Genomic DNA, 24,868 nt, shown 5'->3' with positions numbered 1-24,868 from the left:
ATGACCGGCCTGCCGCCAAACCCCGCCAAATGGGACGATCTGAGCATCCGCATCGCGTCAAGCGTCGCGATGACGGTGATTGGGGCAGTCGGTGTGATCTTGGGCGGCGTCTGGTTCCAGATGCTGGTCGTCTTTGTCAGCGCGGTGATGGTCTGGGAACTCTGGATGATGATCCGCCCCAACGAGCCGACCAAGGGGATGCTGCTGGCCGCCCTTGTTGCATCCGTCATGTCGGGACAATTGGCTTACGACAGCCAATGGGGGATGCTGCTGTTCCTTGTCGCCCCTGTGTTGGGTGCCACGCAACTGCGCACCGAGATCAAGACGTTCTTTGTCTTCGCGCTGGGGATTCAGGTCGCAGGCTGGGGGCTTGTGCATTTCCGCAATGATTTCGGCTTCACATGGCTGCTCTGGCTGATGTCGGTGGTGATCGTGACCGATATCTTCGGCTATTTTGCTGGCAAAGCCTTTGGCGGGCCGAAATTCTGGCCGCGCTACAGCCCCAAGAAAACATGGTCCGGCACGGTTGCAGGCTGGATTGGTGCGGCGCTGGTGGGCGGGGTTTTTATGCTGTTCACCAATGTCGGGCTGGTGATCGTGCCGATTTCTATGGCGCTCAGTTTTGCCGGACAGATGGGTGATATCGCCGAAAGTGCGCTGAAACGGCGGATGGGGGTCAAGGATAGCTCGACGCTGATTCCCGGGCATGGCGGATTGTTCGACCGGTTCGACGCCCTTCTTGGCGGGGCCTTGTTCATGTTGCTGGTCGCTGACGTGTTCGACATCCCCGGGGTTGCGTTTTGAGGCGGATCACGCTGTTCGGTGCCACCGGATCGGTCGGGCAAAGCGCGGTTGACCTGATTGCGCGCGACCTTGATGCCTATCAGGTCGTGGCGCTGACAGGTGGTAACAACATTGCACAATTAGCCAAGGATGCCATTGCTTTACGTGCCGAGATTGCGGTGACCTGTCATGACAGCTGCTATGCCGCTTTGAAAGATGCGCTGGCCGGCACGGGGATCGCCGCCGCCGCAGGCGAGACTGCGATCAAGGACGCGGCCGCGCGCCCAGTCGATTGGGCGCTGTCCGCGATCATCGGGTCGGCGGGGTTGGTTCCAGGAATGACGGCACTGGATCATGGCACGACGCTGGCGCTGGCCAACAAGGAATCGCTTGTCACAGCGGGGCCTTTGCTGATGGCGCGGGCACAGGCGGCGGGCGCCACGATCCTACCTGTGGACAGCGAACATTCCGCCGTTTTTCAGGCGCTGGTGGGCGAGGATATGAAAGCGGTCGAACGCGTCATCATCACCGCAAGCGGGGGCGCGTTTCGCGACTGGCCCAAGGATAGGCTGGCGCAGGCCACATTGGCCGAAGCATCAAGCCATCCCAACTGGGACATGGGCCAGCGGATCACGATCGATTCCGCGTCGATGTTTAATAAGGCGATGGAGCTGATTGAAACCAAAGAATTCTTTGGTGTACCTTCCAGCGTGATCGAAGTGCTGGTGCACCGTGAAAGCTTGATACATGCGCTGGTTGGCTTCAACGATGGCGCGCTGATGGCGCATGTCGGCCCGCCCGATATGCGCCATGCCATCGGCTATGCGCTGCATTGGCCAGACCGGCGGCACCTGCCTGTCGAACGGCTTGATCTTGCGAAAATCGGATCGCTGACTTTTGAGGCCCCCGACGAGGACCGCTATCCCGCACTGGCGCTGGCGCGGCACGTGATGGAAACAGGCGGTCTGGCGGGGGCGGTTTTCAATGCATCCAAGGAGCGCGCGCTTGATGCGTTCATCGCGGGCGAGATCGGTTTTCTACAGATGTCGGGGGTCGTATCCGCGACGCTGGACAAAATGTCATCGGGCGGCGGGCTGCAAATCCGCGATGTGACCCTAGATGACGTGCTGGAGGCCGACAGGCTGGCCCGTATTTACGCGGGCGAAATCGCAAGACAGATGGGATGACGTTTTGGACCTGATGCAATTCGTGCCGGTTTTCGGCAATTTTGCCTTCATGATCGTGGCCTTCGTCGTGGCCTTGTCGGTCATCGTGGCGATCCATGAATACGGCCATTACATCGTCGGGCGCTGGTGTGGGATCCATGCAGAGGTGTTCTCGCTTGGTTTTGGCCCCGTGATCTACAGCCGCAAGGACGCGCGAGGCACGGTCTGGCAGGTCGCGGCCTTGCCTTTGGGCGGCTATGTCAAGTTTCTGGGTGACGCCAATGCCGCGAGCGTAGGCTCTGACGGCACTGTCGCTGATAGCGACGCGCGCCGTACGATGACGGGTGCGCCGCTTTGGGCGCGTACGCTGACGGTGGCGGCGGGGCCTGTGTTCAACTTCATCCTCGCCATCGCGATCTTCACCGGCTCAATCATGTATCAGGGGCGCGTGGCCGAACCCTTCACGATCGGTGCCATCCGCGCCTTGCCTGCCGAAACCCCGTCTGATCTGCGCGAGGGCGACGTGCTGCTGGCCGTCGAGGGGATCGCCTTCATTGACCCCACGCGTGAGGTGTCTTTGCTGGATCTTGTCCCGCTACAGGACCGTCTGACCTACCAGATCATGCGCGACGGGCAAACGCGCGACGTGGAAGGACCTTATCTGATGCCGCCCGTTGTGATCGCGTTGGCGCCACGGTCTGCTGCCGATGATGCGGGGCTGCGGATCGGCGATGTGATCCGTACGGTCGATGGCGACCCGATTTTCGCATTCCGCCAGTTGCAGGAAAAGGTCATCGCCGCCGAAGGTGCGCCACTTGACCTGACCGTCTGGCGACAGGGGCGGGACCTGAACGTGACGCTTGCGCCGCGCATCACCGACGAGCCGCAACCCCAAGGCGGGTTTGCGCAGACGTACCGGATCGGGATTTCGGGCGATATCGTTTTCAGCCCCCAGACCGAGGCCGTGGGTATTCTCGAGGCTGGCCGCCTAGGTGTCGAAGGTTTGTGGAATACCGCCACAACCTCGCTTTCCGCGTTGCGGCACATCATCATCGGGCAGATTTCCACCTGTAACCTCTCGGGTCCTGTGGGCATTGCCGAAACCAGCGGGTCGATGGCACGCCAAGGCACGCAAAGTTTTATCTGGTTCATCGGGGCGTTGTCGGCGGCGGTGGGGCTGATCAATCTCTTTCCGATCCCCGTTCTGGATGGCGGTCATCTGATGTTCTACGCCTATGAAGGTGTGACCCGCCGCAAGCCAAGCGAGCGCGCGGTACAGGTGTTCATGTTCATCGGTCTGGCGCTGATCCTGACCATGCTGTCGTTCACCATCCTCAACGACACGATCTTTTGCCCCTGAGCCTGTGACGCCGACCGGCAAAGCGGCGCTTTGCTGGGCTTTGTCGTTTTGACATCGGCTTTTATTGCGGCTACTCCGTTTGCAACCGGGATGTCAGAACAGGCGGACGAAATGCAGGGATTTGGTGGGCGCGCTTGGGCGCAGGGCGTGGCGACGGCAAAGGTGGTCGCAACGGTGACGGGTCTGGCGGTTATGACCGCCGGTGCCGCAGGGGCGCAGGGCTTTGCCTTCAACAGCGTAGCGATCGAAGGCAACCAGCGCGTGGCCGACGGCACGATCCTGACATTCGCGGGCATCAGCGCGGGCGCGTCCTTGTCAGCGGCCGAACTGAACGATGCAGCCCAACGCATCCGGGAATCCGGCCTGTTTGAAACCGTCGATGTGGTCCCGCAGGGCGGCACCTTACTGATCCGCGTTGTGGAATTCCCCACGATCAACCGCATCAGCATCGAAGGCAACAGCCGCATCCGCGATGCGCAGCTTCTGCCCTTGCTGCAAAGCGAACCGCGCCGCGTGTTCAACCCCGTGCAGGCCGAAGCCGACACCAATGCGATCACGCAGGTCTATGCCAGTCAGGGCCGCATCAACGCCGTCGTGACGCCGCGCATCATCCGGCTGGCCGACAACCGCGTCGATCTGGTGTTTGAAGTCACCGAATCCGGTGTGACCGAGATCGAGCGTATTTCCTTCCTTGGCAACCGCACCTATTCCGAAGGGCGTTTGCGCCGCGTGCTGGACACCAAACAGGCCGGATTGCTGCGTGCGCTGGTGACACGGGATACTTTTTCTCCGGACCGTATCGCGCAGGACCGTGTGTTGCTGACCGACTTCTACCGCTCGCGCGGCTATGCCGATTTCGAAGTGCTTAACGTCGATGTGGCGCTGACGCCCGAACGCGATGCCTATCTGGTGACGTTCAATCTGCGTGAAGGCCAGCGTTTCAACTTTGGCACTGTTACTGTCAGCAGCGCCATCCCCGGCGTTGATCCGACCCCGTTTCAAGACGCAATCCGCACGCGCCCGGGGTCGGTCTATTCGCCCGTGCCAATCGAAACCGATATCACGCGGCTGGAACGTCTGGCCGTGCAGCGCAATGTCAATTTCGTGCAGGTCGAACCGCGGATCACCCGCAATGACCGCACGCTGACGCTGGATCTGGAATATGTGCTGACCGAGGGACCGCGCGTTTTCGTCGAACGGATCGACATTCAGGGCAACAGCACGACACTTGACCGTGTGATCCGCAATCAGGTCCGTGTGGTCGAGGGTGACCCGTTCAACCCGCGCGAGATCCGCGATTCCGCGCGTCGCATCCGTGGTTTGGGTTTCTTCCAGAACGCCAATGTCGAAACACGGCAGGGGTCTTCCGCCAATCAGGTGATCGTTGATGTCGATGTCACCGAAGGTCCGACCGGCACGCTGAGCTTCGGCGCGAACTTCAACACCGACACGGGGCTTGGGCTGGTCGCTTCCTACGGGCAAAGTAACTTTCAGGGACGCGGGCAGCGGCTCGATTTCGATATCTCGACCGCCGAGACGAACCAGCGCCTCAGCTTCCGGTTTGCTGAACCGCAGCTTCTGGGCCGTGACCTGCGCGGCGGGATCGAACTGTCTTACGGGCAGACCGACAACGAAAACGCCCGCTACGACACGCAGACCTTCCGGTTCAGCCCGTCGCTTGCCTTTCCGGTCAGCGACAACGGGCGCCTGACAGTGTTTTATGCATTCAACTATGCCGACCTGACGAATGTGTCTGACGATGCCAGCCCGATCCTGCAACAGGAAGAAGACATTGGCGCGGTGACGACCAATTCGCTGGGCTATTCCTACAGCTGGGATTCGCGCCGCGCGGGAATTGACCCGAACACCGGCTATATCCTGCGTTTTGGGCAGGAATTCGGTTTCGGTGATGCGCAGTTCATCAAAACGACGGCTTTTGCCGGTGCCGAAACGAAGGTGCTGAACGAAGAAGTCACTCTGCGTGCAACCGTTGAAGGCGGCTATCTGGACTATCAAGAAGGCCAGAGCCGCGTGACCGACCGCTTTTTCCTTGGCAGCCGCCTGATGCGCGGCTTCGAGGCCGGCGGGATCGGACCACGGTCGCTGGAACCCTTTGACGATGCCATCGGTGGCAACGCGTTTGCCGTGGCGCGGCTCGAGGCGGAATTCCCGCTGGGCCTGCCCAGCGAATACGGTCTGTCGGGTGGTGTGTTCTACGATTACGGGTCTGTCTGGGATTCGGGCTATGCGGGGCAGGTGGATTATGACGATTTCACCGCCCGGTCCGTGGTCGGTGCATCGATCTTCTGGACCACCCCTATCGGTCCGTTGCGGTTCAACTTTACCGAACCACTTGACGTGCAGGACCGCGACCGCACGCGGGCCTTCGACGTCACGATCTCGACCAATTTCTGATGATCTTGTGGCGCGCGATTGCTGTCTGGTTGCTTCTGGCCTTGCCGGCAGCCGCGCAGCAATCGGGGCCGCAGGTTCTGATTATCGACAGCGACAGGCTGTTTTTCGAGACGCAATACGGCCGCCGGATCACGTCGGATCTGGCTGGCCGCACGGCCGAACTGCAAGCTGAAAATGACGCCATCGTCGCTGCGTTGACCGAAGAAGAACGCAGTCTGACCCAGCGCCGCGCCACGATGGACCCAGCTGCCTTCCGCGCGGAGGCAGCGGCCTTTGACGCCAAGGTGCAAGAAGTGCGCCGCGCCCGTGACGCCAAGAACGGCGAACTGGCCGCCGAAGCCGCGCAAGCGCGCGCTGCATTCGAGGAACGCGTGCAGGAAATCGTAGGCACCCTGATGTTGGAACGCGGGGCGGCGATGGTGCTGGAACAGCGCAACGTCGTTTTGTCGGTACGCACGGCCAATATTACCGATGACGCGATTGCCCGCATTGACGAGAGACTGGGCGACGGGACCCGCTAGCCACGCTTGCCGTGCCCGCCGCGGCTTGCTAGGCAAGGCCAATCCCTTACGGGACCCGTCAAGACAAGGAACCACATATGTCCGAGCCCGTCACAACCGCCGATATCCAGCTGATCCAGAAAATCCTGCCGCACCGGTATCCGTTCCTGCTGGTCGACAAGGTCCACAGCATCGACGGCACGTCCTCGGCTGTGGGCATCAAGAACGTGACGATGAACGAACCCTATTTCCAAGGCCATTTCCCCGGCAACCCGATCATGCCCGGCGTTACCATCGTCGAGGCGATGGCGCAGACAAGTGCGGTGATGGTCGGCGCGTCGCTGGGGCTGATCAACGGTGACCTGCTGGTCTATTTCATGGCCATCGACGGATGCAAATTCCGCCGCAAGGTGGTTCCGGGTGACGTGCTGGAAATGCGCGTCGAAACCACACGCGGCAAACCCGGCGGCAAGGTCTGGCGCTTCAAGGGTGTGGCGACGGTCGATGGCGAACTGGCCGCCGAGGCGGAATTCACCGCGATGATGGACCTGCAAGGCTGATGGCGGGCATCCACCCCAGTGCGGTGATCGCGCAAGGCGCGCGCATTGCTGCTGATTGCACGGTGGGTCCGTTCTGTGTGATCGGGCCTGATGTGGTCTTGGGCGATGGTGTGACGCTGAAAAGCCATGTGGTGGTGGATGGCGATACCCATATAGGCGCGGGCACGACGATCTTTCCCTTTGCCGTGATCGGGGAAATCCCGCAGGATTTGAAATTCGCGGGCGAAAAGACGCAATTGCGCATCGGCGCGCGCAACCGCATCCGCGAGCATGTGACGATCAACACGGGCACCGCCCAAGGCGGCGGGATCACACGTGTGGGCGATGACGGGCTGTTCATGGCGGGCTGCCATATCGCGCATGACGCGCAGATCGGTGACCGTGTCATCATCGTCAACAATTCCGCCGTGGCGGGCCATTGCGTGATTGAGGATGACGTCATCATCGGCGGCTTGTGCGGTGTGCATCAATGGGTGCGCATCGGGCAGGGCGCGATCATCGGCGCGGTCACGATGGTGACGGCGGATGTCGTCCCGCACGGGCTGGTGCAGGGACCGCGCGGGGTGCTCGACGGGCTGAACCTTGTCGGTCTGAAACGCAAAGGCGTGGACCGCACCGATATCACCGCGCTGCGCGCGGCGTTCCAGATGCTGAAAGACGGCGAAGGCAATTTTCAGGATCGTGCCCGCAAGCTTGGCACCGAAAGCGACAGTCCTTATGTGCAGGACATGGTCCGCTTTATCCTAGGCCCGTCCGACCGTAATTTCCTGACGCCCGGCTGATGCTGGCGCTGATCGCAGGCACGGGTGATCTGCCGCCCGCGCTGTTGGCGCGGCTCGCGGCGCGCCCGATTGTCTGCGCGTTGCACGGCTTTGCGCCCCAGATCACGCCCGACATCACCTTTCGCATCGAACAGCTGGGCACGTTTCTGGCGCATCTGAAAGCGCGCGGTGTCACGCGGGTCTGCATGGCGGGTGCTGTCAAACGACCGGTGATTGACCCCGCACAGATCGATGCCGCGACTTTGCCACTGGTCGCAGGCCTGCAAGCCGCGATGGCCAAAGGCGACGACGGCACGTTGCGCGGCGTGATCGCGATCTTTGAAAATGCAGGCTTTGAGGTGGTCGCCGCGCATGAGCTAGCGCCTGATCTGTTGCCTGCCGCTGGCGTCCTTGCTGGCCGCCTGTCGCCGCAACTGCGGCTTGATGCTGTGCTGGGCGAACAGACCATCGCGGCGATGGGGGCTGCAGACACGGGGCAAGCCTGCCTTGTGCGCCAAGGCCGCGTGATCGCGCGCGAGGATCAGGCTGGCACGGATGCAATGATCGCGCGGTTTGCCCCTTCGGGTGACCCGCTTTGGGGCGGTGTCGATCTGATGGGCGACCTGCTCGGCACCGCCGCCGAATGGCTGAGCGGGCCGGACGGCGCGCCCGTCGATGCACGCGGTGCGGTGCTGTTCAAAGCCCCGAAGCCCGCGCAGGACCGGCGCGCCGACCTGCCGGTGATCGGGCCAGAGACGGCGCGCGGCGCGGTCGCTGCTGGGCTCTCAGCCATCGTGGTCGAGGCGGGCGGCGTCATCGTGCTGGACGCGCCGCAGATCATCGCCACGCTGGAACGGGCAGGTGCCTGTTTCTGGGTCCGCCCAAAAGGTGGCGCATGAGAGTGTTCCTGATCGCGGGCGAAGCGTCGGGCGACAAGCTGGGTGCTGCGCTGATGGCGGGGCTGAAAACGCTCCGCCCCGGTGTGACCTTTGACGGGGTCGGCGGGCCGCTGATGCAGGCCGAAGGGCTGGTGAGCCGCTTTCCCATGGATGAACTCAGCGTCATGGGGCTGGCCGAAATCCTGCCCAAATACCGCGCTTTGAAGCGGCGCATCGCGCAGATGGCCGAGGCGGTCGTACAGACCCAGCCCGATGTGCTGATCACCATCGACAGCCCCGATTTCTGCCTTCGTGTGTCCAAACTGGTCAAGGCGCGCAGCACGATCCGCACCGTGCATTACGTGGCCCCGACCGTCTGGGCATGGCGGCCCAAGCGTGCCGCGCATATGGCGCATCATATCGACCACGTGCTGGCGCTGTTCCCGTTCGAGCCGCCCTTGATGCAGGCCGCCGGTATGGCCTGCGATTTCGTCGGCCATCCGGTGGTGACCGATCCGATTGCCAGCGCCGAAGAGGCCGCCGCCTTGGGCGTTGGCACCGTCGTGCTGGTCTTGCCCGGCAGCCGCAAAAGCGAGGTGAGCCGCCTTGCCCCCCGGTTCGGGCAGGCCGTGGCACGGATCGCGGTACAGGTGCCGGATGCGCGGTTTGTCATTCCCACCACGGCCAATGTGCATGATCTGGTGCAGGCGCAGGTGGCGGATTGGTCCGTGCCGGTCACCGTGCTGCCGCCTGCCAGCCCTGACAAACCCGCATGGTTCCGCCGCGCGGATGTAGCACTCGCAGCCTCTGGCACGGTGTCGCTGGAACTGGCTGCGAACGGGACGCCGATGGTGATCGCCTATGACATGGCGTGGCTCAGCCGGATCATCATTTCGCGCATGCTGCTGGTCGATACTGTCACGCTGGTCAATCTGGTCAGCGACACCCGCACGGTGCCGGAGTTCATCGGCAAGGCCTGCCAGCCGGAACCCATCGCCGATGCGGTCTTGGCCGTGCTGGCCAACCCGACAGCGCAGCAGGCAGCGATGGATCTGACGATGGATAGGCTCGGGCGCGGGGGCGAGGCACCGGGGCTACGCGCGGCGCGCGCGGTGTTGGATCGCCTTGACAACGCGGCCATCGTGGATGACCAGACCGGTGGCGAGTAGCGCAAAACCGGCATAGGCGCGCAAAGGCAGCGCCTCGCCCAGCACGACCGCGCCCAAGATGATCGCGACGGGGGCGACCAGCAGCGTGACCAGCATCAGATTGCCGCTGCCCGCCATAGCCAGCACGCGGTAATAGAGCAGATAGGCCAGCGCCGTTGCCATCACGGCATAGTATCCGATGGCGGCCCAGGTCTGCGGCTGCAAGGCCAGATTGATCGGGCCTTCGATGGACCACGCCAAGGGCAGGGCGATCAGGCTCGACCCTGTCAGCATCCCCGCAGCGGCGACTTGTGGCGTCAGGCCGGATAGGTGCTTGCGCGCCCAGACACCTGCAAAGGCATAGCTGATCGCACCGCCCAGTACCGCCAGCTGGCCCAAGGACCGCAGGTCAAACTGGGTCAGCGCCTGCAACCCGATGGCCGTGGCCACGCCCAGAAAGCCAAGGCCCACACCCACCGCCTTGCGCAGGGTCAGCCGTTCATCGGCCAGAAACACCGCCGCCGTGATCGCGCCGAAAATCGCGGTCGAGGCGTTCATGATCGCGGTCAGGCCGGTCTCGATGTGCAGCTGCCCCCAGGCCATCAGGCTGAACGGGATGACGTTGTTCAGCAGTCCCATGACCAGAAACGCCAACCAGACCGCAGGGCTGCGTGGCAGGGGCAGGCGACGGATCGCGACATAGCCCCACAGAATCAGCATCGCCCAGAATGTCCGGTGCGCGACCGAGGTCAGCGGGCCGATTTCCTCCAGTGCGACATGCACCGACAGGAACGATGCGCCCCAGATCAGCGACAGGATCAGTATTTCCGCCCAGGCGCGGCCGGACATGGCTTTTTGTGTGAGGATCATGGCGCAGGTTTGATCCTGCCCGCACCGCCAGCGCAAGCCGGATCATGCGCAGAATGAAAAAGCCCCGCCGGTGAGGGCGGGGCTTTGGTTTATAGAATACGGACCTTAGAAGTTGTAAGCGACCCGAAGCCCCAGCGCGACGGCCGAGTTTTCTTGGAACTGACCGAGGGTAACCCCTGGCGCGCCCGGTGCTTCTGTTTCAGCATCGCCGATCCAGATATAGCGCGCACCGCCTGTGATGCGGATATCCCCCATCGTATAGGTCGCCGCGACGCCCAGCGAGGTGCTGCCGTCCGTCGGCCCAAGGTTCCCCGAGAAACCGCCTTGGCTGGCCTCATAGCCTGCGGTGATTGCGCCGGACCATTCGTCGCTGAAGCGCCGTCCGACACCAAGGTTGTAGGTCACGACGTCATCGTCATAGCTCACCAGCGAGCCGCCGCCTGTCGCAAGACCATAGCCGACCGGAGAAATATCGAACTCGCTCCACTCGACCCAGCGGATCGAGCCGAACAACAGCGTGTTTGCCGCGATGCCTGTCTGACCTTCGAGTGTCAGTGACTGCGGAACGGTGGTCGAGAAGTCCGTTGATATTGGACCCGGCCCGGGGGCGGGCACGACTTCATCCGCACGGAAATCATGCGTGATGGCGCTGTGATAGGTCAGCGAGACGCGCGCGGCAATGTCAGGCCGTTCCCAGCCGGCTCCGACGACATAGCCAAAGTCCGTCTCGCGCGAGGAGTCCATGGTATAGCCGTTGAACAATGCCACCTCACCCGAGGTGCGCACAGCGCGCGGACCACCGTAGACGGTGATGTTGTTGGGCAGGGAGTAAGCAAGCAAGGCTGTAAACCCGACGCTGTCGATGGTCGCTGTTGACCCGAAAGGTGTAATGCCGCCTCCATATGCATAATCTGTATCAGACGCATATTCGACACCGGCACCGATGGGTTGGTCGATAATCAGCGCAATCGCGATCTTGTCGTTGATCTGGTTTTTATAACCAAAGCTCAGAATGCTGTAAGGGTCGGCGATGTTTCCCGACTCTGCCCCAAGCGGCGCAGTGAGAAACGGAATTGCCTGTGTCCCGCTGACCTCTGGCGTGACATAGCCGAACGACAGTTCAAGGTAGTTTCCTTCCTCGAACAACAGGGCCATGGATGGCACAGAGCGTTCAATCCCCCCTGCCTGCGCCATGGACGTCGTCATCAGCAATGCCGCGCCGACGGTAAGTGTCTGTTTCATGTCCTCATCCCCATCATGAACAAATTCTATGCAACAGACCCTACGGAGTGCCTAATCGCTGCGTCAATTCTTGACGCGGCGTCATGTCGCGGCTTTGTCGTAGCGTAACATAATTATGTCACGCCGCAGTGCAGCGCAATAATTGAACCATCCGGTTCAGTTAATCGCTGCGCGACCCGCATGCCGGATGTTGATGTAATTGCCCAGAAAAATCAGCGCGGCACCGACAAAGACCAGCAATTCCAAAGGCTCGTCATAAAGCAGCATGCCGACAACCGCGATGGCGGGCAGGCGCGCAAAGTCCAGCGGCATGACCGTGCTGGCCGGCGCGATGCTCAGCGCTTTGGTCAGGCAAAAATGCGCGACCAGTCCCGCAATGCTGATCACCACGACCCAAGGCAGAATCGCGCCCGAAGGCAGCGCGATGTCCCCGTCATAGCCTGCACAGATCAGCCCGAATACTGCTTGTGTGGCGGTCAGGAAAAACAGGATCGAGGTGATCCCTTCGGTCCGCGTCAGCTTGCGTGTCAGGATCGCATTGAGCGCAAAGAAGACAGCGCAGCCCGCGGCCGCCAGCAGCCCCGGACTGATATTGCCGGGATCCGGTCGCGCCACGATCAGGATACCCACGAAACCGATCAGGGCCGCCAGCATACCCATTCCCGTCAGCCGTTCCTGCAAGATCAGCGGCGACAAAAGCAAAACCCATATGGGCGTGGTGAATTCCAGCGCAAAGACCTGCGCCAGCGGGATCACGGTGATGGCATAGAACCACAGGTTCTGCCCGGTGAAATGGAATACATTGCGCACCAGATGCAGCCGCAGCTTGCGCGCGCGAATCTGGCCTATGGCGCCTGTGTACCACGCGATGGCGATCACGATGCCAAAGCCGATCACACTGCGGTAAAGCATCAGCTCGAACGTATCGAGCTCGGCACTCACGCTGCGCCCGCCGATCGCCATGGTGGTAAAGGCGACAATCGCGCCCACCATCCACAGCGCCGCTTGCAAGGTTGTGCTCATCGGGGAACCTGTACGGGAAAACCTGCGCCGGATGCGCGCGCCCCTTGTGACAGCCTGCGCCGGTTTTGCAAGCCTCCCGCAGTCACGTCCCCCAGATCACCGCGTTCTCGTGGCGCAGGATGATGCCGCGCAATTCGTTGAAGCGCGTGATGATGAATTTCGTCAGCTTGTCGCTGGCGGGCAGCTTTGGTGCCTCTTTGAGCGTCAGGATCCCAAGCGAGCGTTGCGGCTGTGGTATCTTGATCGGCAGCGTCTTGAACCGCCCGTCCTGCCGGAAGGCGAACAGCACGCTTTGCGGCAAAACGGTCAGCGCGTCGGTCTCATGCAGGTAGTTCAGCACGCTCAAAAGCGACCCGCCGGTATAGCGCACGTTGAATTCGCTGACCCCGATAGACAACAGGATCGCATGCAGGTCTGCCAGCAGCGGTGATCCGGGCAGGGGGGCGATCCACGGATAGCGCAGCAGATCGTGCGAGGTGATGGATTTCTTCTTGAACAGCGGATGCCGCGCGCGGGCGGCGATCACGTTGCGCCCCGGCAGGATCTCGGTAAAGGCCAGCTCCGACCCCGGTTCGACCACGCCCAGCGGACAGATCGCCATGTCGAGCTGGCCCGACCGCAGCCCCGCCTGCAATTCGGGCAGGTTGCCATAGGACTGGTCGATCGAGATATCGGGCTGCTGCACCTGAAACTGCCCCAGCATCTGCGAAATCAGCGCATCCATAAAAAACGGCACACCGCCGATCCGCACGGTTCCCGCCGACCCTGCCTGAAAACTGCGCACCGAGTCCGACGCTTTGCGCCCCGCGTCCAGAATGACTTTGCCATGCGCCGCCAGTTGCCGCCCGATGATCGTAGGCACCAGCGGCCTGCGGCCCGGCATGAACAGCTTTTCGCCCAACCGCTTTTCCAGCGCCGACAGGGTGCGCGACACGGCCGGTTGCGTCATGCCCAGCAGATGCGCGCCTTCGGTGACACCGCCCGCTTCGACAACGGCCGCAAGTTGGGCGAGGTGTTTCTCATCAATCTTCATAGCAATTCGTCATGCTGAAGCCCTCAGATTTAATACTATTACATGTTGCACGGTCCTAGCGTGCAATCAAGCCGGTGCAAAAGGCCCATGACCAGCGAGGAGGCTGGCCATAACCCAAGGCTGCACCATCGCATTCGACACCAAGGGAGGAGACATCATGTCACGCATCAGCGGTTATCATCACCTGACGCTCAGCACGCATGGCGTGCAGGAAGATTACGATTTCTATACCAAGACGCTGGGCCTTTATTCGGTCAAGCGCACGGTGCTGTTCGACGGCGTGCTGCCGGTCTATCACCTCTATTACGGGGCCAAGAACGGCGATGCCTCGACCATCATCACGACATTCCCCTTTGCCAAGCCCGGCATTTTCGGGCGGCGTGGGTCGAACCAGTCCAAGGTTGTGATGCAGGCAATCCCCGTGGGGGCCAGCGAATTCTGGGTCAACCGGCTGAACGAAATGGGCGTGCCCGCGCGCAAGACCGCGCGTTTCGGCGCGGATCGCGTGGTGTTCGAACATCCCTGCGGCATCCCGCATGAACTGGTCGAAAACCCCAGCGACAACCGCACACCGATTGCCAACCCCGACCGCGGCATCAGTGCCGAACACGGGATCAAGGGCATCTATGGCGGCGCGATTTCCGTCATGGACCGCACCGCGATGGACGATTTCCTGACCATTGCCCTGCCGATGGAGAAAATCGCGGACACGCATGAGGGTCTTGTTTTTGCAGTCCCCACCAATGACGGCGCGAAATCCATCGTCGAGGTGCTGCACGAACCCGACGTGGCCCAAGGCACTTGGACGCTGGCGGGCGGCACGATCCATCATCTGGCGCTGAACACCGGCGACGAGGACAACCAGATGGCGCTGCGCGCCCATATCGAGGGTCTGGGGTTCACCGATATTTCAGAGCAAAAGGACCGGATGTATTTCAAGTCCTGCTATGTGCGCAGCCCCGGTGGTGCGCTGTTTGAACTCGCATGGACCGTGCCGGGGGGCTGGGCCAAGGACGAACCCGCCGATGCCATCGGACAGACGCTGGTCTTCCCGCCGTGGTTCGCCGACCGGCAGGCCGAAATGGAAGCCGGGCTCGAGCCTGCGAATTTCTGAGGTTGAATGATGACCGATCCGGTTTTCCACGGGGCCGATCAGGGCGCCGCACAGGTGATCTGCATCGTCGTGCACGGGCGCGGCCAGACGCAGGCGGATATGCTGGACAGCATCGTCGCCCGCGTCGCGGTACCGGGTGTGCGCTACGTCCTGCCGAAATCGGAAGGTCACGGCTGGTACGCCGCGCGCGCCATCGACCCTTTGACCGACGAGACACTGATCGCGATGCATGGCGGCGTGCGCGAGGTGACAGAGGTCATTAATGCCGAACGCAGTGCTGCACCGGATGTGCCTGTGCTTCTTTGCGGATTTTCGCAGGGGGCTTGCCTGTCGTTGGAAACGCTGATGTGCCAGCCGAAGATCGCCGATGCGGTCTGTCTTTTCACTGCCTGCCGGATAGGTGCTGAAACAGACAAGCTGCCGATGAAGCAGCTTGCCGGATTGACGGTTTATGCCAGTTGTGGCGACGCCGATCCGTGGATTCCTGTCGATGCGCATTACCGGATGCTGGCCGACCTGACCCGTGCCGGCGCACGTCTGCGCACCGATATGTTCCCCGGTCGCCCGCATGAGGTGACGGATACCGAAATCGCCGTGCTGTCGGACATGCTGCGCGCGCTGGCCCAAGGCACGCCGGTCTGGGGCGACGCGGCATGAGCGGCTCGCGCGCCTTTGTCTTTCCGGGGATCACGACAAAGGTGATCTTTGGGCATGGCACGCTGGCGCAGGTTGGCGATGCCGTGCAATCGCTGGGGCGCGGCAAGGCGCTGGTGCTGTCCACGCCGCAGCAGGCGGATCAGGCGCAGGCTGTTGCGGACCGGCTGGGCGACATGGCGGCGGGCCTGTTCACCAACGCCACGATGCACACGCCCGTCGATGTGACCGACCGTGCCATAGCCGCCTATCGGACGAGCGGGGCGGATTGTGTCGTGGCCATCGGCGGCGGGTCCACGACGGGCTTGGGCAAGGCGATTGCCCTGCGCACGGGGGCCGATCAGGTGGTGATCCCCACGACCTATGCCGGGTCCGAAATGACCGATATTCTGGGCGAGACCGACAAGGGCGAAAAGACCACCCGCCGTGATCCCACGATCCGGCCGGAACTGGTGATCTATGACGTCGATCTGACGCTCGGCCTGCCCATTTCGATGACCGTCACATCGGCGCTGAACGCCATCGCTCATGCGATCGAGGGGCTTTATGCCGCCGATGCCAACCCGATCACCGACATGATGGCGCTGGACGCGATCCGCGCGTTCAAACAGGGTTTGCCCGCCGTCATCGCCGAACCCGTCGACAGCGATGCCCGCGCCGAAGTGCTGTATGGCGCATGGCTGTGTTCCACTGTGTTGGGGTCTGTGGCGATGGCGCTGCATCACAAGCTTTGCCATGTGCTGGGCGGGTCCTTCGGGCTGCCCCATGCCGAAACCCATGCGATCATGCTGCCGCATACCGCCGGTTTTAACGCCGTCGCGGTGCCGGGCAAACTCGCACCCGTCGCCGATCTGCTGGGAGGACAAGTCGGCGGCGGGCTGTGGGATTTCGCATCGGGTCTGGGCGCGCCGCTGCGCCTGTCCGATCTTGGGCTGCAAGAGGTCGATCTGGACCGCGCCGCCGAGATTGCGACGCGCGCGCCCTATGCCAATCCGCGCGCCTTCACGCGCGATGACGTCAAAACCATCCTGACAGACGCGTGGCGAGGGACGCGGCCTGTCACCTGAAAACCGTAAACTTGAACTGGGAGGATTTAAGATGATTACGCGACGCAAATTACTGAAAACCGGCTTGGCCAGCGGCTTTGCCTTGTCCGCATCGGGGCTTGCCATGCCTGCCATCGCCCAAGGGCGCGGCGTCCGCATCGGCTATGTTAGCCCGCAGACCGGCCCGCTGGCAGGCTTTGCCGAGGCGGACAGTTTCACGCTGGCAATGTTCAACCGCGTGATGGCCGAACAGGGCATCGACGTGCAGGTGATCGTCAAGGATAGCCAGTCCAACCCGAACCGTGCTGCAACAGTGGCGCAGGAACTCATCATCAGCGACGAGGTGGATTTCATGCTCGTCGCCTCGACGCCGGAAACCACGAACCCCGTGGCGACGGTCTGCGAATCCGAAGGCGTGCCGGTGATTTCGACCAAAGCACCATGGCAGCCGTTTTTCATCGGCCAGCAGGGCAACCCCGGCGATCCGACAAGCTGGCAGCCGTTCAACTATGCCTATCACTACTTCTGGGGGCTGGAGGATGTGATCGCCGTTTTCACCAATATGTGGAACCAGCTGGACACCAATAAACAGGTCGGCGGGCTGTTTCCGAACGATGCCGACGGCAACGCCTGGGGCGATCCGAATGTCGGTGTCGCGCCCGGTTTCGCAGAGGCGGGTTACAGCACCAATGACCCGGGCCGTTACCAGAACCTGACCGATGATTTCAGCGCGCAGATCAACGCCTTCCGCGCCGCCAATGCAGAGATCGTGACAGGCGTGGTGATCCCGCCCGATTTCACGACCTTCCGGAACCAGTCGCTTCAGCAAGGCTTCCGGCCAAAGGCGATCACGGTCGCCAAGGCGATCCTGTTCCCGCAGTCGGTGGAAACATTGGGAGAGGCAGGGCACAACCTGTCGTCCGAGGTCTGGTGGTCGGCAAGCCACCCGTTCGCATCGTCGCTGACTGGCGAAAGCTGCGCGGAACTGGCCGAGAGTTTCACCGCCGAGACAGGCCGCCCATGGACCCAGCCTATCGGGTTCGTACATTCGCTGTTTGAGATGGCTGCCGATGTCATCAAGCGTGCGAACGATCCGACCGACCCCGATGACGTGGTCGAGACGATCCGCGCGACGCAGCTGGATACGATGGTTGGCCGCATCGCATGGGACGGCGCTGGCGTGCCGCCCTTTGCCGCGCAGAATGTCTGCAAGACCCCGCTGGTCGGTGGGCAGTGGCGGCGCAAGGAGGACGGGACGTTCGATCTGGTCGTCGTGGATAACACGACCGCGCCGGAGATCCCCACGGGCGGGACGATGGAGGCTTTGGCCTAAGCCTCGCTAGAGGCCCCGGGTCAAGCCCGGGGCGTGTTGTGCCAGCGCCCCGGACTTGATCCGGGGCCTGACCACCCTCAACCCAAACGGAAACGCCATGCCCATCCTGTCCTTGCAGAATGTCTCCAAATCCTTCGGCGCTTTGAAAGTGACCGACGACGTCAGCTTTGAGGTGCCGCAGGGGCAGGCGCTTGGCATCATCGGACCGAACGGGGCGGGGAAATCGACGCTCTTCAACCTCATCACCGGCAATATTGCCGCCGACCGTGGCACGGTCATTTTTGACGGACAGGACGTGACCCGCGTCTCGCCGATGCAGCGCTGTCTGGCGGGGGTCGGCCGGTCGTTCCAGATCCCGCAGCCGTTTTCCAATCTCACCGTGTTCGAAAACCTTGTCGTCGCTGCCGCCCACGGACAGGCCCGCCGCGAAAAGGACGTGGCCGAGACCTGCGCCGTAATCCTTGAGCGGACCGAACTGATCGACCGCGCCAATGATCCGGCGGGGGGCCTCAGCCTGTTGCAGCGAAAACGCCTCGAACTCGCCCGCGCGATGGCGACACGGCCGAAATTGCTGCTGCTCGATGAAATCGCCGGTGGCCTGACCGAAGGCGAATGTCAGGCGCTGATCCGCACGATCCGCGCCATCCACGCCGAAGGCACCACGATCATCTGGATCGAACACGTGCTGCACGCGCTCAATTCCGTGGTCGAACGCCTGCTGGTGCTCGATTTCGGCCGCGTGATCGGGCTGGGCGAGCCTGCCGCGATCATGGCCAGCCGCGAAGTGCGCGAAATCTATCTGGGGATCGACATATGAACCTGTTGCATGTCACCGGCCTGACCGCGCGGTACGGCGATTTTCAAGCGCTTTATGGCGTCGATCTGCATCTGGATGCAGGCGAGGCGATTGCCATCATCGGTGCGAATGGCGCGGGCAAGACCACGCTGATGCGGTCCATCGCGGGCGTGCTGCGCAATGCGCCCGAGATGATTACGCTTGACGGTGCGCCTGTGGGGGCCGCGCGAGCGGATGAAATGCTGATGCAAGGGGTGGCGATGGTACCCGAAGGGCGGCGGCTGTTTCCGTCGTTGTCGGTTGAGGAAAACCTGCTGATCGGCGCCCACGCCCGCAAGGTCAAAGGGCATTGGACGCTCGATAAAATCTACGCCCTGTTCCCGATTCTGCGCGAGAAACGCCGCCAGCCTGCCACATCCCTGTCGGGCGGCCAGCAACAGATGGTCGCCATCGGGCGGGCGCTGATGTCCAATCCGCGGGTGCTGCTCTGTGACGAGATCAGCCTTGGCCTTGCTCCCGTAGTCATCCGCGACATCTATGCCGCCTTGCCGCAGATCCGCGAAAGTGGCGCTGCCGTGATCGTCGTGGAACAGGATATCGGGCAGGCGCTGAAGGTTGCGGACCGTGTCTATTGCATGATGGAAGGGCGCGTCACCCTGTCCGGCCTGCCGAGTGAATTGAGCCGCGAGGCGATCCACGATGCCTATTTCGGGGTGAGCGCATGATGTGGGTTGATACAATCGTGCAGGGCATCCTGCTGGGCGGGCTTTATGCGCTGTTCGCGGCGGGCCTCAGCCTTGTGTTCGGGATCATGCGGCTGGTGAACCTCGCACACGGCGACCTGATCGTGATGGCCGCCTATGTCATTCTGGTGGTGGTGTCGTTTCTTGGCATCAACCCGTTTCTGGCCGCCGCCATCGCCATGCCGCTGATGTTCGGCTTTGGCTGGCTGTTGCAGCGCGTGGTGCTGAACCGCGTGCTGGGCGAGGATATCCTGCCGCCTTTGCTGGTCACGTTCGGCCTGTCCATCGTGCTGCAGAACGCGCTGCTGGAAGGGTTCACGGCCGACAGCCAGCGGATCGGGGCAGGGGCGCTGGAAACGGCATCCTTCGCCGTGGGACCGGTGACTTTGGGCGTCATGCCGGTGCTGACCTTTCTGTCCGCCATTGCGGTGATCGTCGGGCTGAACCAGTTGTTTTACCGCACCGCCCTTGGCCGCGCCTTCCGCGCCACATCGGACGATCCCGTCACGGCGAGCCTAATGGGGATCAAGCCTGCCTCGGTTTTTGCGACCGCCACGGGGATCGCGATGATCGTCGTGACGATTGCCGCGCTTTATCTGGGGATGCGCGCCAATTTCGATCCGACCATCGGGCCAGCGCGGCTGATCTATGCTTTCGAGGCTGTGATCATCGGCGGCCTTGGATCGCTTTGGGGCACGCTGGCAGGCGGGATCATCATCGGCGTGGCGCAGACAGTCGGGGCGGCGATCAATCCCGAATGGCAGATCCTCGCGGGGCATGTGGCCTTTCTGGTGGTTCTGCTGATCAAGCCGCGGGGCCTGTTCCCGCGCGCCTATGATTGAGGGGGCCGCCATGTATCTTGTCGAAACCCGCACCAAAGCGTCACGCATCGCAGGCATTGCCGCGCTGGTCCTGCTGGCCATCCTGATCGCCGCGCCACTGTTCGCCAGCCGCAGCATGATACAGGATCTGTTCTTTATCCTGACGATGCTGACGCTGGCGCAGTTCTGGAACCTGCTGGCAGGCTATGGCGGTCTGGTCAGCGTAGGGCAGCATGCTTTTGTCGGCATCGGGGCTTATACACTATTCGGCGCAGGCATCCTGTGGGGGATGGACCCGATTGCTGCGCTGCTGATCTGTGGCGTGGTCGCGGCAATCATCGCGGTGCCGACGGCGTTCTTCGCCTTCCGCCTTGCGGGGGCCTATTTCGCCATCGGCACCTGGGTCGTGGCCGAGGTCGTGCGGCTGCTCGTCGCGCAGTGGAAAACGCTGGGCGGCGGGTCGGGCACGTCCTTGCCACCAGAGGCGCGGGATTTCTGGGGGGTGGAGGCTGTGGCCAACCTGCTCGACGTGCGCACCGCCGCCGCGCGCGATATCGTGAACTATTGGCTGGCGCTGGCCTTGGCCGTCGCCACAATCGGCGGGATTTACTGGCTTCTGCGCACCAAACGCGGCCTCGCTCTCGCCGCCGTACGCGACAATATTGAGGCCGCCAAGGCCGTCGGCGTCGATGCCCTGCGCATGAAATGGCTGGTCTTCATCGTCGCGGCCTTTGGCACCGGCATCGCGGGTGGCTTGATCTATCTCCAGAAAGGGCGCGTCAGCCCTGATGCCGCCTTCAGCGTGACCGACTGGACGGCCTTTGTGATCTTTATCGTCGTGATCGGCGGCATCGGCACCATCGAAGGGCCGATCATCGGGGTGATCGTGTTCTTCTTGCTGCAATCGCTGCTGGCCGATTACGGCAGCTCCTATCTGATCGTGCTGGGCGCGCTAGGCATCGTGATTATGCTGTTCGCCCCGCGCGGCATCTGGGGCCTGATCTCGGCCCGCACGGGTGTGCAGCTTTTCCCCATCCGGCGCCGTCTGCGGCGCATCCCACCCCCCACAACAGGAGACTGACATGGCTGACATGGAAACCGACGTTCTGATCATTGGCACCGGGCCTGCCGGGTCCGCCTCTGCCGCGCTGTTGTCGACCTATGGCATCCGCAATATCGCGATCAACCGCTATAGCTGGCTGGCCAATACGCCACGCGCCCATATCACTAACCAGCGCACGATGGAGGTTTTACGCGATCTCGGGCGTGACGTAGAGGCCGAGGCCTATATGCACGCGACCGAACAAGAGCTGATGGGCGAAAACGTGTTCTGCGAAAGCCTTGCGGGCGAGGAAATCGGCCGCATGCGCAGCTGGGGCACGCACCCGATGTCCAAGGCCGAGCATCTGTTGTCATCGCCCACCTTCATGAACGACCTGCCGCAGACCTTCATGGAACCGATCCTGTTCACCACGGCCGCCAAACGCGGCACGCAGGGCCGGATGAGCACGGAATACCTGTCCCATGCGCAGGATGCGGACGGTGTGACCGCCACCGTGCGCGACCGGCTGACGGGCAAGGATCTGACGATCCGCGCGAAATACATGATCGGGGCCGATGGCGGCAATTCGCTGGTGGCCGAGAATGAAAACCTGCCCATCGAAGGCAAGATGGGCGTGGGCGGGTCGATGAACATTCTGTTCCGTGCCGATTTGTCCAAATACGTCGCCCACCGTCCGTCGGTCCTTTACTGGGTCATGCAGCCCGGTGCCAATGTCGGCGGGATCGGCATGGGGCTGGTGCGGATGATCCGGCCGTGGAACGAATGGCTGATCGTTTGGGGCTATGACATCAACGGGCCTGCGCCCGATGTCACGCCGGATTATGCGACCGAGGTCGCACGGCAGTTGGTCGGTGATCCCAAGCTCGAGATCGAACTCATCAGCGCCAACACATGGACCGTGAACAACGCCTATGCGACGCAGATGCAAAAGGGCCGCGTGTTCATCATGGGCGATGCCGCACACCGGCATCCGCCGTCCAACGGGCTTGGGTCGAATACGTCCATTCAGGATGCGTTCAACCTGTGCTGGAAACTGGCGGCTGTGATCAAAGGGCAGGCGGGGCAGGCGCTCTTGGACAGCTACACAGCCGAACGCGCGCCGGTGGCCAAACAGATTGTCACCCGTGCCAACCAGTCCATCGGCGAATTCGGCCCGATTTTTGACGCACTTGGGCTGACAGGATCGGTCGATCCGGTGAAGATGCAGAAAAACATGGATGCCCGCACGACCAGCGGCCCTGCGGCGGAAAAACAGCGCGCGGCTTTGCGCGATGCGATTGCTTTCAAGAAATACGAATTCGACTGCCATGGGGTCGAGATGAACCAGCGCTACCGGTCCGACGCCGTGGTCACCGATGGGCAGCTTGAACCCCCCTTCGCGATGGACGAGGAATTGCACTACCACCCAACCACTTGGCCCGGTGCGCGCTTGCCGCATGCCTGGGTGTTCACGCCCACCGGCGAGAAACTCTCGACGCTCGACCTGACCGGCCACGGCACATTCTCCCTGCTGACGGGTATCGGCGGCGAGGCGTGGAATGACGCCGCCGCCACTGTGGGGGATGAACTGGGTCTGATCATCAAGGTCCATGAAATCGGCCCCCGCCGCGCCATTCAGGACCATACCGGCGACTGGGCGCGCGTGCGCGATATCCGCGACAGCGGCTGCGTGCTGGTGCGCCCCGACCACCACGTCGCATGGCGCGTGGATGAAATGGTGTCGAACCCCGCCGCTGAACTGCGCCGCGTGATGACGGCGATCCTGCAACCGGCCGAGGCCGCCAGCATCAAAGGTGCCGCATGACCGAACAAGGCTATTTCACCGAAAGCAACTCCGCCGATGTCGTCGTCAGCCGCAACGCGAACGCCAAGAACGCGCGTCTGGCCAAGGTGATGGAGGTCATCACCCGCCACCTGCACGCCGCTGTGAAGGAAATCGAACCCACGCAGGACGAATGGATGCAGGCGATCCTGTTCCTGACCCAGACGGGGCACAAATCCGACGACTGGCGGCAGGAATTCATCCTGCTGTCGGATGTGCTGGGCGTGTCGATGCTGGTCGATGCGATCAACAACCGCAAACCCTCGGGCGCGTCCGAAAGCACGGTGCTGGGGCCGTTCCATGTGGCCGATGCACCCGAAAAACCGATGGGCGCGAATATCTGTCTGGATGGCAAAGGCGAGCCGATGCTGGTCAAAGGCCGCATCCTCGACACCGACGGCAACCCGATTGCAGGGGCCAAGATCGATGTCTGGCAGACCAATGACGACGGCTTCTATGACGTGCAGCAAAAAGGCACCCAGCCCGATTTCAACCTGCGCGGCGTGTTCCGCACGGGGGCTGACGGGGAATACTGGTTCTGGGGGGCGAAGCCGAAATTCTACCCGATCCCCGATGACGGCCCTGTCGGGCAGTTGCTTGCAGGGCTGGGGCGGCACCCGTACCGGCCCGCGCATCTGCATTACATTCTGGAGGCCGAAAGGTTCGAAACACTCGTAACCCATATCTTTGATCCCGACGATGATTACATCCATTCGGATGCCGTGTTCGGCGTCAAGGAAAGCCTGATGGCCAAGTTCCGCCACATCACCGCCCCCGACAGGATCGCCGCCGAAGGGCAGAGCGGCCCATTCTTCGAGGTGATCCACGATTTCGTGCTGGCGCCTGCGCGATGAGCAATCCCTGTATCATCTGCGTCGCGATCACCGGATCGCTGCCGACCAAGGCCAACAATCCCGCCGTGCCGATCAGCGTGACCGAACAGATCGATAGCACGCAGGAAGCCTTCGAGGCCGGGGCGAGCATTGTCCATGCTCATGTGCGCAATGATGATGAAACGCCATCCAGTGACCCCGAAAAGTTTGCTGCCTTGCTAGAGGGGCTGCGCAGACATTGCCCCGGCATGATCATCCAGTTCTCGACCGGTGGCAGGTCGGGGGCAGGGCACGCGCGCGGCGGTATGTTGCCGCTGCGCCCCGATATGGCGTCGCTGTCGGTGGGGTCAAACAACTTTCCAACCCGCGTCTATGAAAACCCGCCCGATCTGGTGGACTGGCTGGCCGCCGAAATGCTGACCTACGGGGTCAAGCCCGAGGTCGAGGCCTTCGATCTGTCGCATATCCTCAAGGCCGCCGACATGCATGCCAAAGGCCAGATCAAGGACGTACCTTACGTGCAATTCGTGATGGGTGTGAAAAACGCCATGCCCGCGGACAAGCATGTGTTCGACTATTACGTGCAGACCGTGAACCGCCTGTTTCCGGGCGCGCCGTGGTGTGCGGCAGGGATCGGGCCCAACCAGATCGTGCTGAACGAATGGGCGGTTGCGGCGGGTGGCCATGCGCGCACGGGGCTCGAGGATAACGTGCGCCTTGACCGCGACAGGCTTGCGCCGTCGAACGCGGCACTGGTGCGCCGGGTGGTGGAGATTTGCGACCGGCATGAACGTCCGGTCGCGGATGCCGGAACAGCGCGCAGGATTTTGGGGCTGGCGCAGGCGGAGGGCGCGAAAAAGTAAGGGGCGCTTAAGCCGTTCTTAATGGCTGCGTGCGACAAGAC

24 protein-coding genes are annotated in these 24,868 nt (G+C 62.5%); 20 read left to right on the top strand and 4 right to left on the bottom strand.

The genetic code is table 11. The features are described 5' to 3' along the window. The 9 genes from VCK47_RS02175 to lpxB all read left to right on the top strand — a co-directional run bounded on the left by VCK47_RS02175 (nt 1) and on the right by lpxB (nt 9,592). The gene (locus VCK47_RS02175) at nt 1–804 is read left to right on the top strand and encodes a phosphatidate cytidylyltransferase (protein WP_322889088.1); all 804 of its coding nucleotides are present in this window, start codon (nt 1–3) and stop codon (nt 802–804) included. Further along, nucleotides 801–1,970 carry a 1-deoxy-D-xylulose-5-phosphate reductoisomerase gene (gene dxr / locus VCK47_RS02170; protein ID WP_322889087.1) on the top strand — a complete coding sequence of 390 codons (1,170 nt, stop codon included), beginning with the start codon at nt 801–803 and terminating at the stop codon, nt 1,968–1,970. Before VCK47_RS02175 ends, dxr begins: the two co-directional genes overlap by 4 nt. A 4-nt stretch (nt 1,971–1,974) precedes the next feature. Further along, a complete protein-coding gene (gene rseP / locus VCK47_RS02165; RefSeq protein ID WP_322889086.1) occupies nt 1,975–3,309 on the top strand; it encodes an RIP metalloprotease RseP in 1,335 nt (444 codons plus the stop codon). 90 nt (nt 3,310–3,399) lie between these two features. Beyond that, the gene (bamA, locus tag VCK47_RS02160) at nt 3,400–5,724 is read left to right on the top strand and encodes an outer membrane protein assembly factor BamA (RefSeq protein ID WP_416236636.1); all 2,325 of its coding nucleotides are present in this window, start codon (nt 3,400–3,402) and stop codon (nt 5,722–5,724) included. Continuing rightward, complete coding sequence (locus VCK47_RS02155; RefSeq protein ID WP_322889084.1) at nt 5,724–6,245, top strand: OmpH family outer membrane protein; 522 nt, start codon at nt 5,724–5,726, stop codon at nt 6,243–6,245. The genes bamA and VCK47_RS02155 overlap by 1 nt, the downstream gene beginning before the upstream one ends. Before the next feature lie 77 nt (nt 6,246–6,322). Continuing rightward, nucleotides 6,323–6,784: a 3-hydroxyacyl-ACP dehydratase FabZ gene (gene fabZ, locus VCK47_RS02150; protein WP_322889083.1), complete on the top strand. Its 462-nt coding sequence runs from the start codon at nt 6,323–6,325 to the stop codon at nt 6,782–6,784. Then, nucleotides 6,784–7,566 carry an acyl-ACP--UDP-N-acetylglucosamine O-acyltransferase gene (gene lpxA, locus VCK47_RS02145; RefSeq protein WP_322889082.1) on the top strand — a complete coding sequence of 261 codons (783 nt, stop codon included), beginning with the start codon at nt 6,784–6,786 and terminating at the stop codon, nt 7,564–7,566. Before fabZ ends, lpxA begins: the two co-directional genes overlap by 1 nt. Beyond that, the gene (locus VCK47_RS02140; protein WP_322889081.1) at nt 7,566–8,444 is read left to right on the top strand and encodes an LpxI family protein; all 879 of its coding nucleotides are present in this window, start codon (nt 7,566–7,568) and stop codon (nt 8,442–8,444) included. Before lpxA ends, VCK47_RS02140 begins: the two co-directional genes overlap by 1 nt. Then, a complete protein-coding gene (lpxB, locus tag VCK47_RS02135; RefSeq protein WP_322889080.1) occupies nt 8,441–9,592 on the top strand; it encodes a lipid-A-disaccharide synthase in 1,152 nt (383 codons plus the stop codon). Before VCK47_RS02140 ends, lpxB begins: the two co-directional genes overlap by 4 nt. Here the strand turns inward: lpxB and VCK47_RS02130 are convergent. The 4 genes from VCK47_RS02130 to VCK47_RS02115 form a co-directional block, all read right to left on the bottom strand. Then, nucleotides 9,518–10,441 (bottom strand): DMT family transporter, encoded by a 924-nt coding sequence (locus VCK47_RS02130; RefSeq protein ID WP_416236635.1) that lies wholly within the window; start codon nt 10,439–10,441, stop codon nt 9,518–9,520. The two genes, lpxB and VCK47_RS02130, sit on opposite strands and share 75 nt — an antisense overlap. Before the next feature lie 105 nt (nt 10,442–10,546). Next, entirely contained in the window at nt 10,547–11,683 is a 1,137-nt protein-coding gene (locus VCK47_RS02125) for an OmpP1/FadL family transporter (protein WP_322889079.1), read from the bottom strand. Nucleotides 11,684–11,839: 156 nt separating this feature from the next. Continuing rightward, nucleotides 11,840–12,706, bottom strand: coding sequence for a DMT family transporter (locus tag VCK47_RS02120; RefSeq protein ID WP_322889078.1), 867 nt, complete (start codon nt 12,704–12,706; stop codon nt 11,840–11,842). A gap of 82 nt (nt 12,707–12,788) precedes the next feature. Further along, nucleotides 12,789–13,739, bottom strand: coding sequence for a LysR family transcriptional regulator (locus VCK47_RS02115; protein ID WP_322889077.1), 951 nt, complete (start codon nt 13,737–13,739; stop codon nt 12,789–12,791). A gap of 157 nt (nt 13,740–13,896) precedes the next feature. Between VCK47_RS02115 and VCK47_RS02110 the strand changes: the two genes are divergently transcribed. From VCK47_RS02110 to VCK47_RS02060, 11 genes are all read left to right on the top strand, one after another. Further along, nucleotides 13,897–14,853, top strand: a complete 957-nt coding sequence (locus VCK47_RS02110) for a glyoxalase (RefSeq protein WP_322889076.1) — start codon at nt 13,897–13,899, stop codon at nt 14,851–14,853. Nucleotides 14,854–14,862: 9 nt separating this feature from the next. Further along, complete coding sequence (locus VCK47_RS02105) at nt 14,863–15,510, top strand: alpha/beta hydrolase (RefSeq protein WP_322889075.1); 648 nt, start codon at nt 14,863–14,865, stop codon at nt 15,508–15,510. Continuing rightward, entirely contained in the window at nt 15,507–16,574 is a 1,068-nt protein-coding gene (locus VCK47_RS02100) for a maleylacetate reductase (protein WP_322889074.1), read from the top strand. Before VCK47_RS02105 ends, VCK47_RS02100 begins: the two co-directional genes overlap by 4 nt. Before the next feature lie 31 nt (nt 16,575–16,605). Then, nucleotides 16,606–17,886 carry an ABC transporter substrate-binding protein gene (locus VCK47_RS02095; RefSeq protein WP_322889073.1) on the top strand — a complete coding sequence of 427 codons (1,281 nt, stop codon included), beginning with the start codon at nt 16,606–16,608 and terminating at the stop codon, nt 17,884–17,886. A gap of 97 nt (nt 17,887–17,983) precedes the next feature. After that, nucleotides 17,984–18,703 carry an ABC transporter ATP-binding protein gene (locus VCK47_RS02090; RefSeq protein WP_322889072.1) on the top strand — a complete coding sequence of 240 codons (720 nt, stop codon included), beginning with the start codon at nt 17,984–17,986 and terminating at the stop codon, nt 18,701–18,703. Then, the gene (locus VCK47_RS02085) at nt 18,700–19,407 is read left to right on the top strand and encodes an ABC transporter ATP-binding protein (protein WP_322889071.1); all 708 of its coding nucleotides are present in this window, start codon (nt 18,700–18,702) and stop codon (nt 19,405–19,407) included. Before VCK47_RS02090 ends, VCK47_RS02085 begins: the two co-directional genes overlap by 4 nt. Beyond that, nucleotides 19,407–20,267, top strand: coding sequence for a branched-chain amino acid ABC transporter permease (locus VCK47_RS02080; RefSeq protein ID WP_322889070.1), 861 nt, complete (start codon nt 19,407–19,409; stop codon nt 20,265–20,267). The genes VCK47_RS02085 and VCK47_RS02080 overlap by 1 nt, the downstream gene beginning before the upstream one ends. A 10-nt stretch (nt 20,268–20,277) precedes the next feature. After that, nucleotides 20,278–21,327, top strand: coding sequence for a branched-chain amino acid ABC transporter permease (locus VCK47_RS02075; protein WP_322889069.1), 1,050 nt, complete (start codon nt 20,278–20,280; stop codon nt 21,325–21,327). A 1-nt stretch (nt 21,328) separates the two neighbouring features. After that, nucleotides 21,329–23,113: an FAD-dependent monooxygenase gene (locus VCK47_RS02070; RefSeq protein WP_322889068.1), complete on the top strand. Its 1,785-nt coding sequence runs from the start codon at nt 21,329–21,331 to the stop codon at nt 23,111–23,113. Beyond that, nucleotides 23,110–23,985: an intradiol ring-cleavage dioxygenase gene (locus tag VCK47_RS02065; protein WP_322889067.1), complete on the top strand. Its 876-nt coding sequence runs from the start codon at nt 23,110–23,112 to the stop codon at nt 23,983–23,985. Before VCK47_RS02070 ends, VCK47_RS02065 begins: the two co-directional genes overlap by 4 nt. Continuing rightward, nucleotides 23,982–24,827, top strand: a complete 846-nt coding sequence (locus tag VCK47_RS02060) for a 3-keto-5-aminohexanoate cleavage protein (protein ID WP_322889066.1) — start codon at nt 23,982–23,984, stop codon at nt 24,825–24,827. The genes VCK47_RS02065 and VCK47_RS02060 overlap by 4 nt, the downstream gene beginning before the upstream one ends. Nucleotides 24,828–24,868 lie beyond the last annotated feature (41 nt).

The sequence above is a fragment of the Yoonia sp. 72 genome (assembly GCF_034652275.1).
In the GTDB taxonomy this organism is placed as follows: domain Bacteria; phylum Pseudomonadota; class Alphaproteobacteria; order Rhodobacterales; family Rhodobacteraceae; genus Yoonia.
Note: the sequence above shows the minus strand (reverse complement) of the source record. Positions and strands in the feature narration are given on the sequence as shown.

What these genes read in the sequence shown, in the direction of transcription:
- VCK47_RS02175 (WP_322889088.1), top strand. Translation starts at nt 1, where the DNA reads ATGACCGGCCTGCCGCCAAACCCCGCCAAATGGGACGATCTGAGCATC.
- bamA (WP_416236636.1), top strand. Translation starts at nt 3,400, where the DNA reads ATGTCAGAACAGGCGGACGAAATGCAGGGATTTGGTGGGCGCGCTTGG.
- VCK47_RS02155 (WP_322889084.1), top strand. Translation starts at nt 5,724, where the DNA reads ATGATCTTGTGGCGCGCGATTGCTGTCTGGTTGCTTCTGGCCTTGCCG.
- fabZ (WP_322889083.1), top strand. Translation starts at nt 6,323, where the DNA reads ATGTCCGAGCCCGTCACAACCGCCGATATCCAGCTGATCCAGAAAATC.
- lpxA (WP_322889082.1), top strand. Translation starts at nt 6,784, where the DNA reads ATGGCGGGCATCCACCCCAGTGCGGTGATCGCGCAAGGCGCGCGCATT.
- VCK47_RS02140 (WP_322889081.1), top strand. Translation starts at nt 7,566, where the DNA reads ATGCTGGCGCTGATCGCAGGCACGGGTGATCTGCCGCCCGCGCTGTTG.
- lpxB (WP_322889080.1), top strand. Translation starts at nt 8,441, where the DNA reads ATGAGAGTGTTCCTGATCGCGGGCGAAGCGTCGGGCGACAAGCTGGGT.
- VCK47_RS02130 (WP_416236635.1), bottom strand. Translation starts at nt 10,441, where the DNA reads ATGATCCTCACACAAAAAGCCATGTCCGGCCGCGCCTGGGCGGAAATA.
- VCK47_RS02125 (WP_322889079.1), bottom strand. Translation starts at nt 11,683, where the DNA reads ATGAAACAGACACTTACCGTCGGCGCGGCATTGCTGATGACGACGTCC.
- VCK47_RS02120 (WP_322889078.1), bottom strand. Translation starts at nt 12,706, where the DNA reads ATGAGCACAACCTTGCAAGCGGCGCTGTGGATGGTGGGCGCGATTGTC.
- VCK47_RS02115 (WP_322889077.1), bottom strand. Translation starts at nt 13,739, where the DNA reads ATGAAGATTGATGAGAAACACCTCGCCCAACTTGCGGCCGTTGTCGAA.
- VCK47_RS02110 (WP_322889076.1), top strand. Translation starts at nt 13,897, where the DNA reads ATGTCACGCATCAGCGGTTATCATCACCTGACGCTCAGCACGCATGGC.
- VCK47_RS02105 (WP_322889075.1), top strand. Translation starts at nt 14,863, where the DNA reads ATGACCGATCCGGTTTTCCACGGGGCCGATCAGGGCGCCGCACAGGTG.
- VCK47_RS02100 (WP_322889074.1), top strand. Translation starts at nt 15,507, where the DNA reads ATGAGCGGCTCGCGCGCCTTTGTCTTTCCGGGGATCACGACAAAGGTG.
- VCK47_RS02095 (WP_322889073.1), top strand. Translation starts at nt 16,606, where the DNA reads ATGATTACGCGACGCAAATTACTGAAAACCGGCTTGGCCAGCGGCTTT.
- VCK47_RS02090 (WP_322889072.1), top strand. Translation starts at nt 17,984, where the DNA reads ATGCCCATCCTGTCCTTGCAGAATGTCTCCAAATCCTTCGGCGCTTTG.
- VCK47_RS02085 (WP_322889071.1), top strand. Translation starts at nt 18,700, where the DNA reads ATGAACCTGTTGCATGTCACCGGCCTGACCGCGCGGTACGGCGATTTT.
- VCK47_RS02080 (WP_322889070.1), top strand. Translation starts at nt 19,407, where the DNA reads ATGTGGGTTGATACAATCGTGCAGGGCATCCTGCTGGGCGGGCTTTAT.
- VCK47_RS02075 (WP_322889069.1), top strand. Translation starts at nt 20,278, where the DNA reads ATGTATCTTGTCGAAACCCGCACCAAAGCGTCACGCATCGCAGGCATT.
- VCK47_RS02070 (WP_322889068.1), top strand. Translation starts at nt 21,329, where the DNA reads ATGGCTGACATGGAAACCGACGTTCTGATCATTGGCACCGGGCCTGCC.
- VCK47_RS02065 (WP_322889067.1), top strand. Translation starts at nt 23,110, where the DNA reads ATGACCGAACAAGGCTATTTCACCGAAAGCAACTCCGCCGATGTCGTC.
- VCK47_RS02060 (WP_322889066.1), top strand. Translation starts at nt 23,982, where the DNA reads ATGAGCAATCCCTGTATCATCTGCGTCGCGATCACCGGATCGCTGCCG.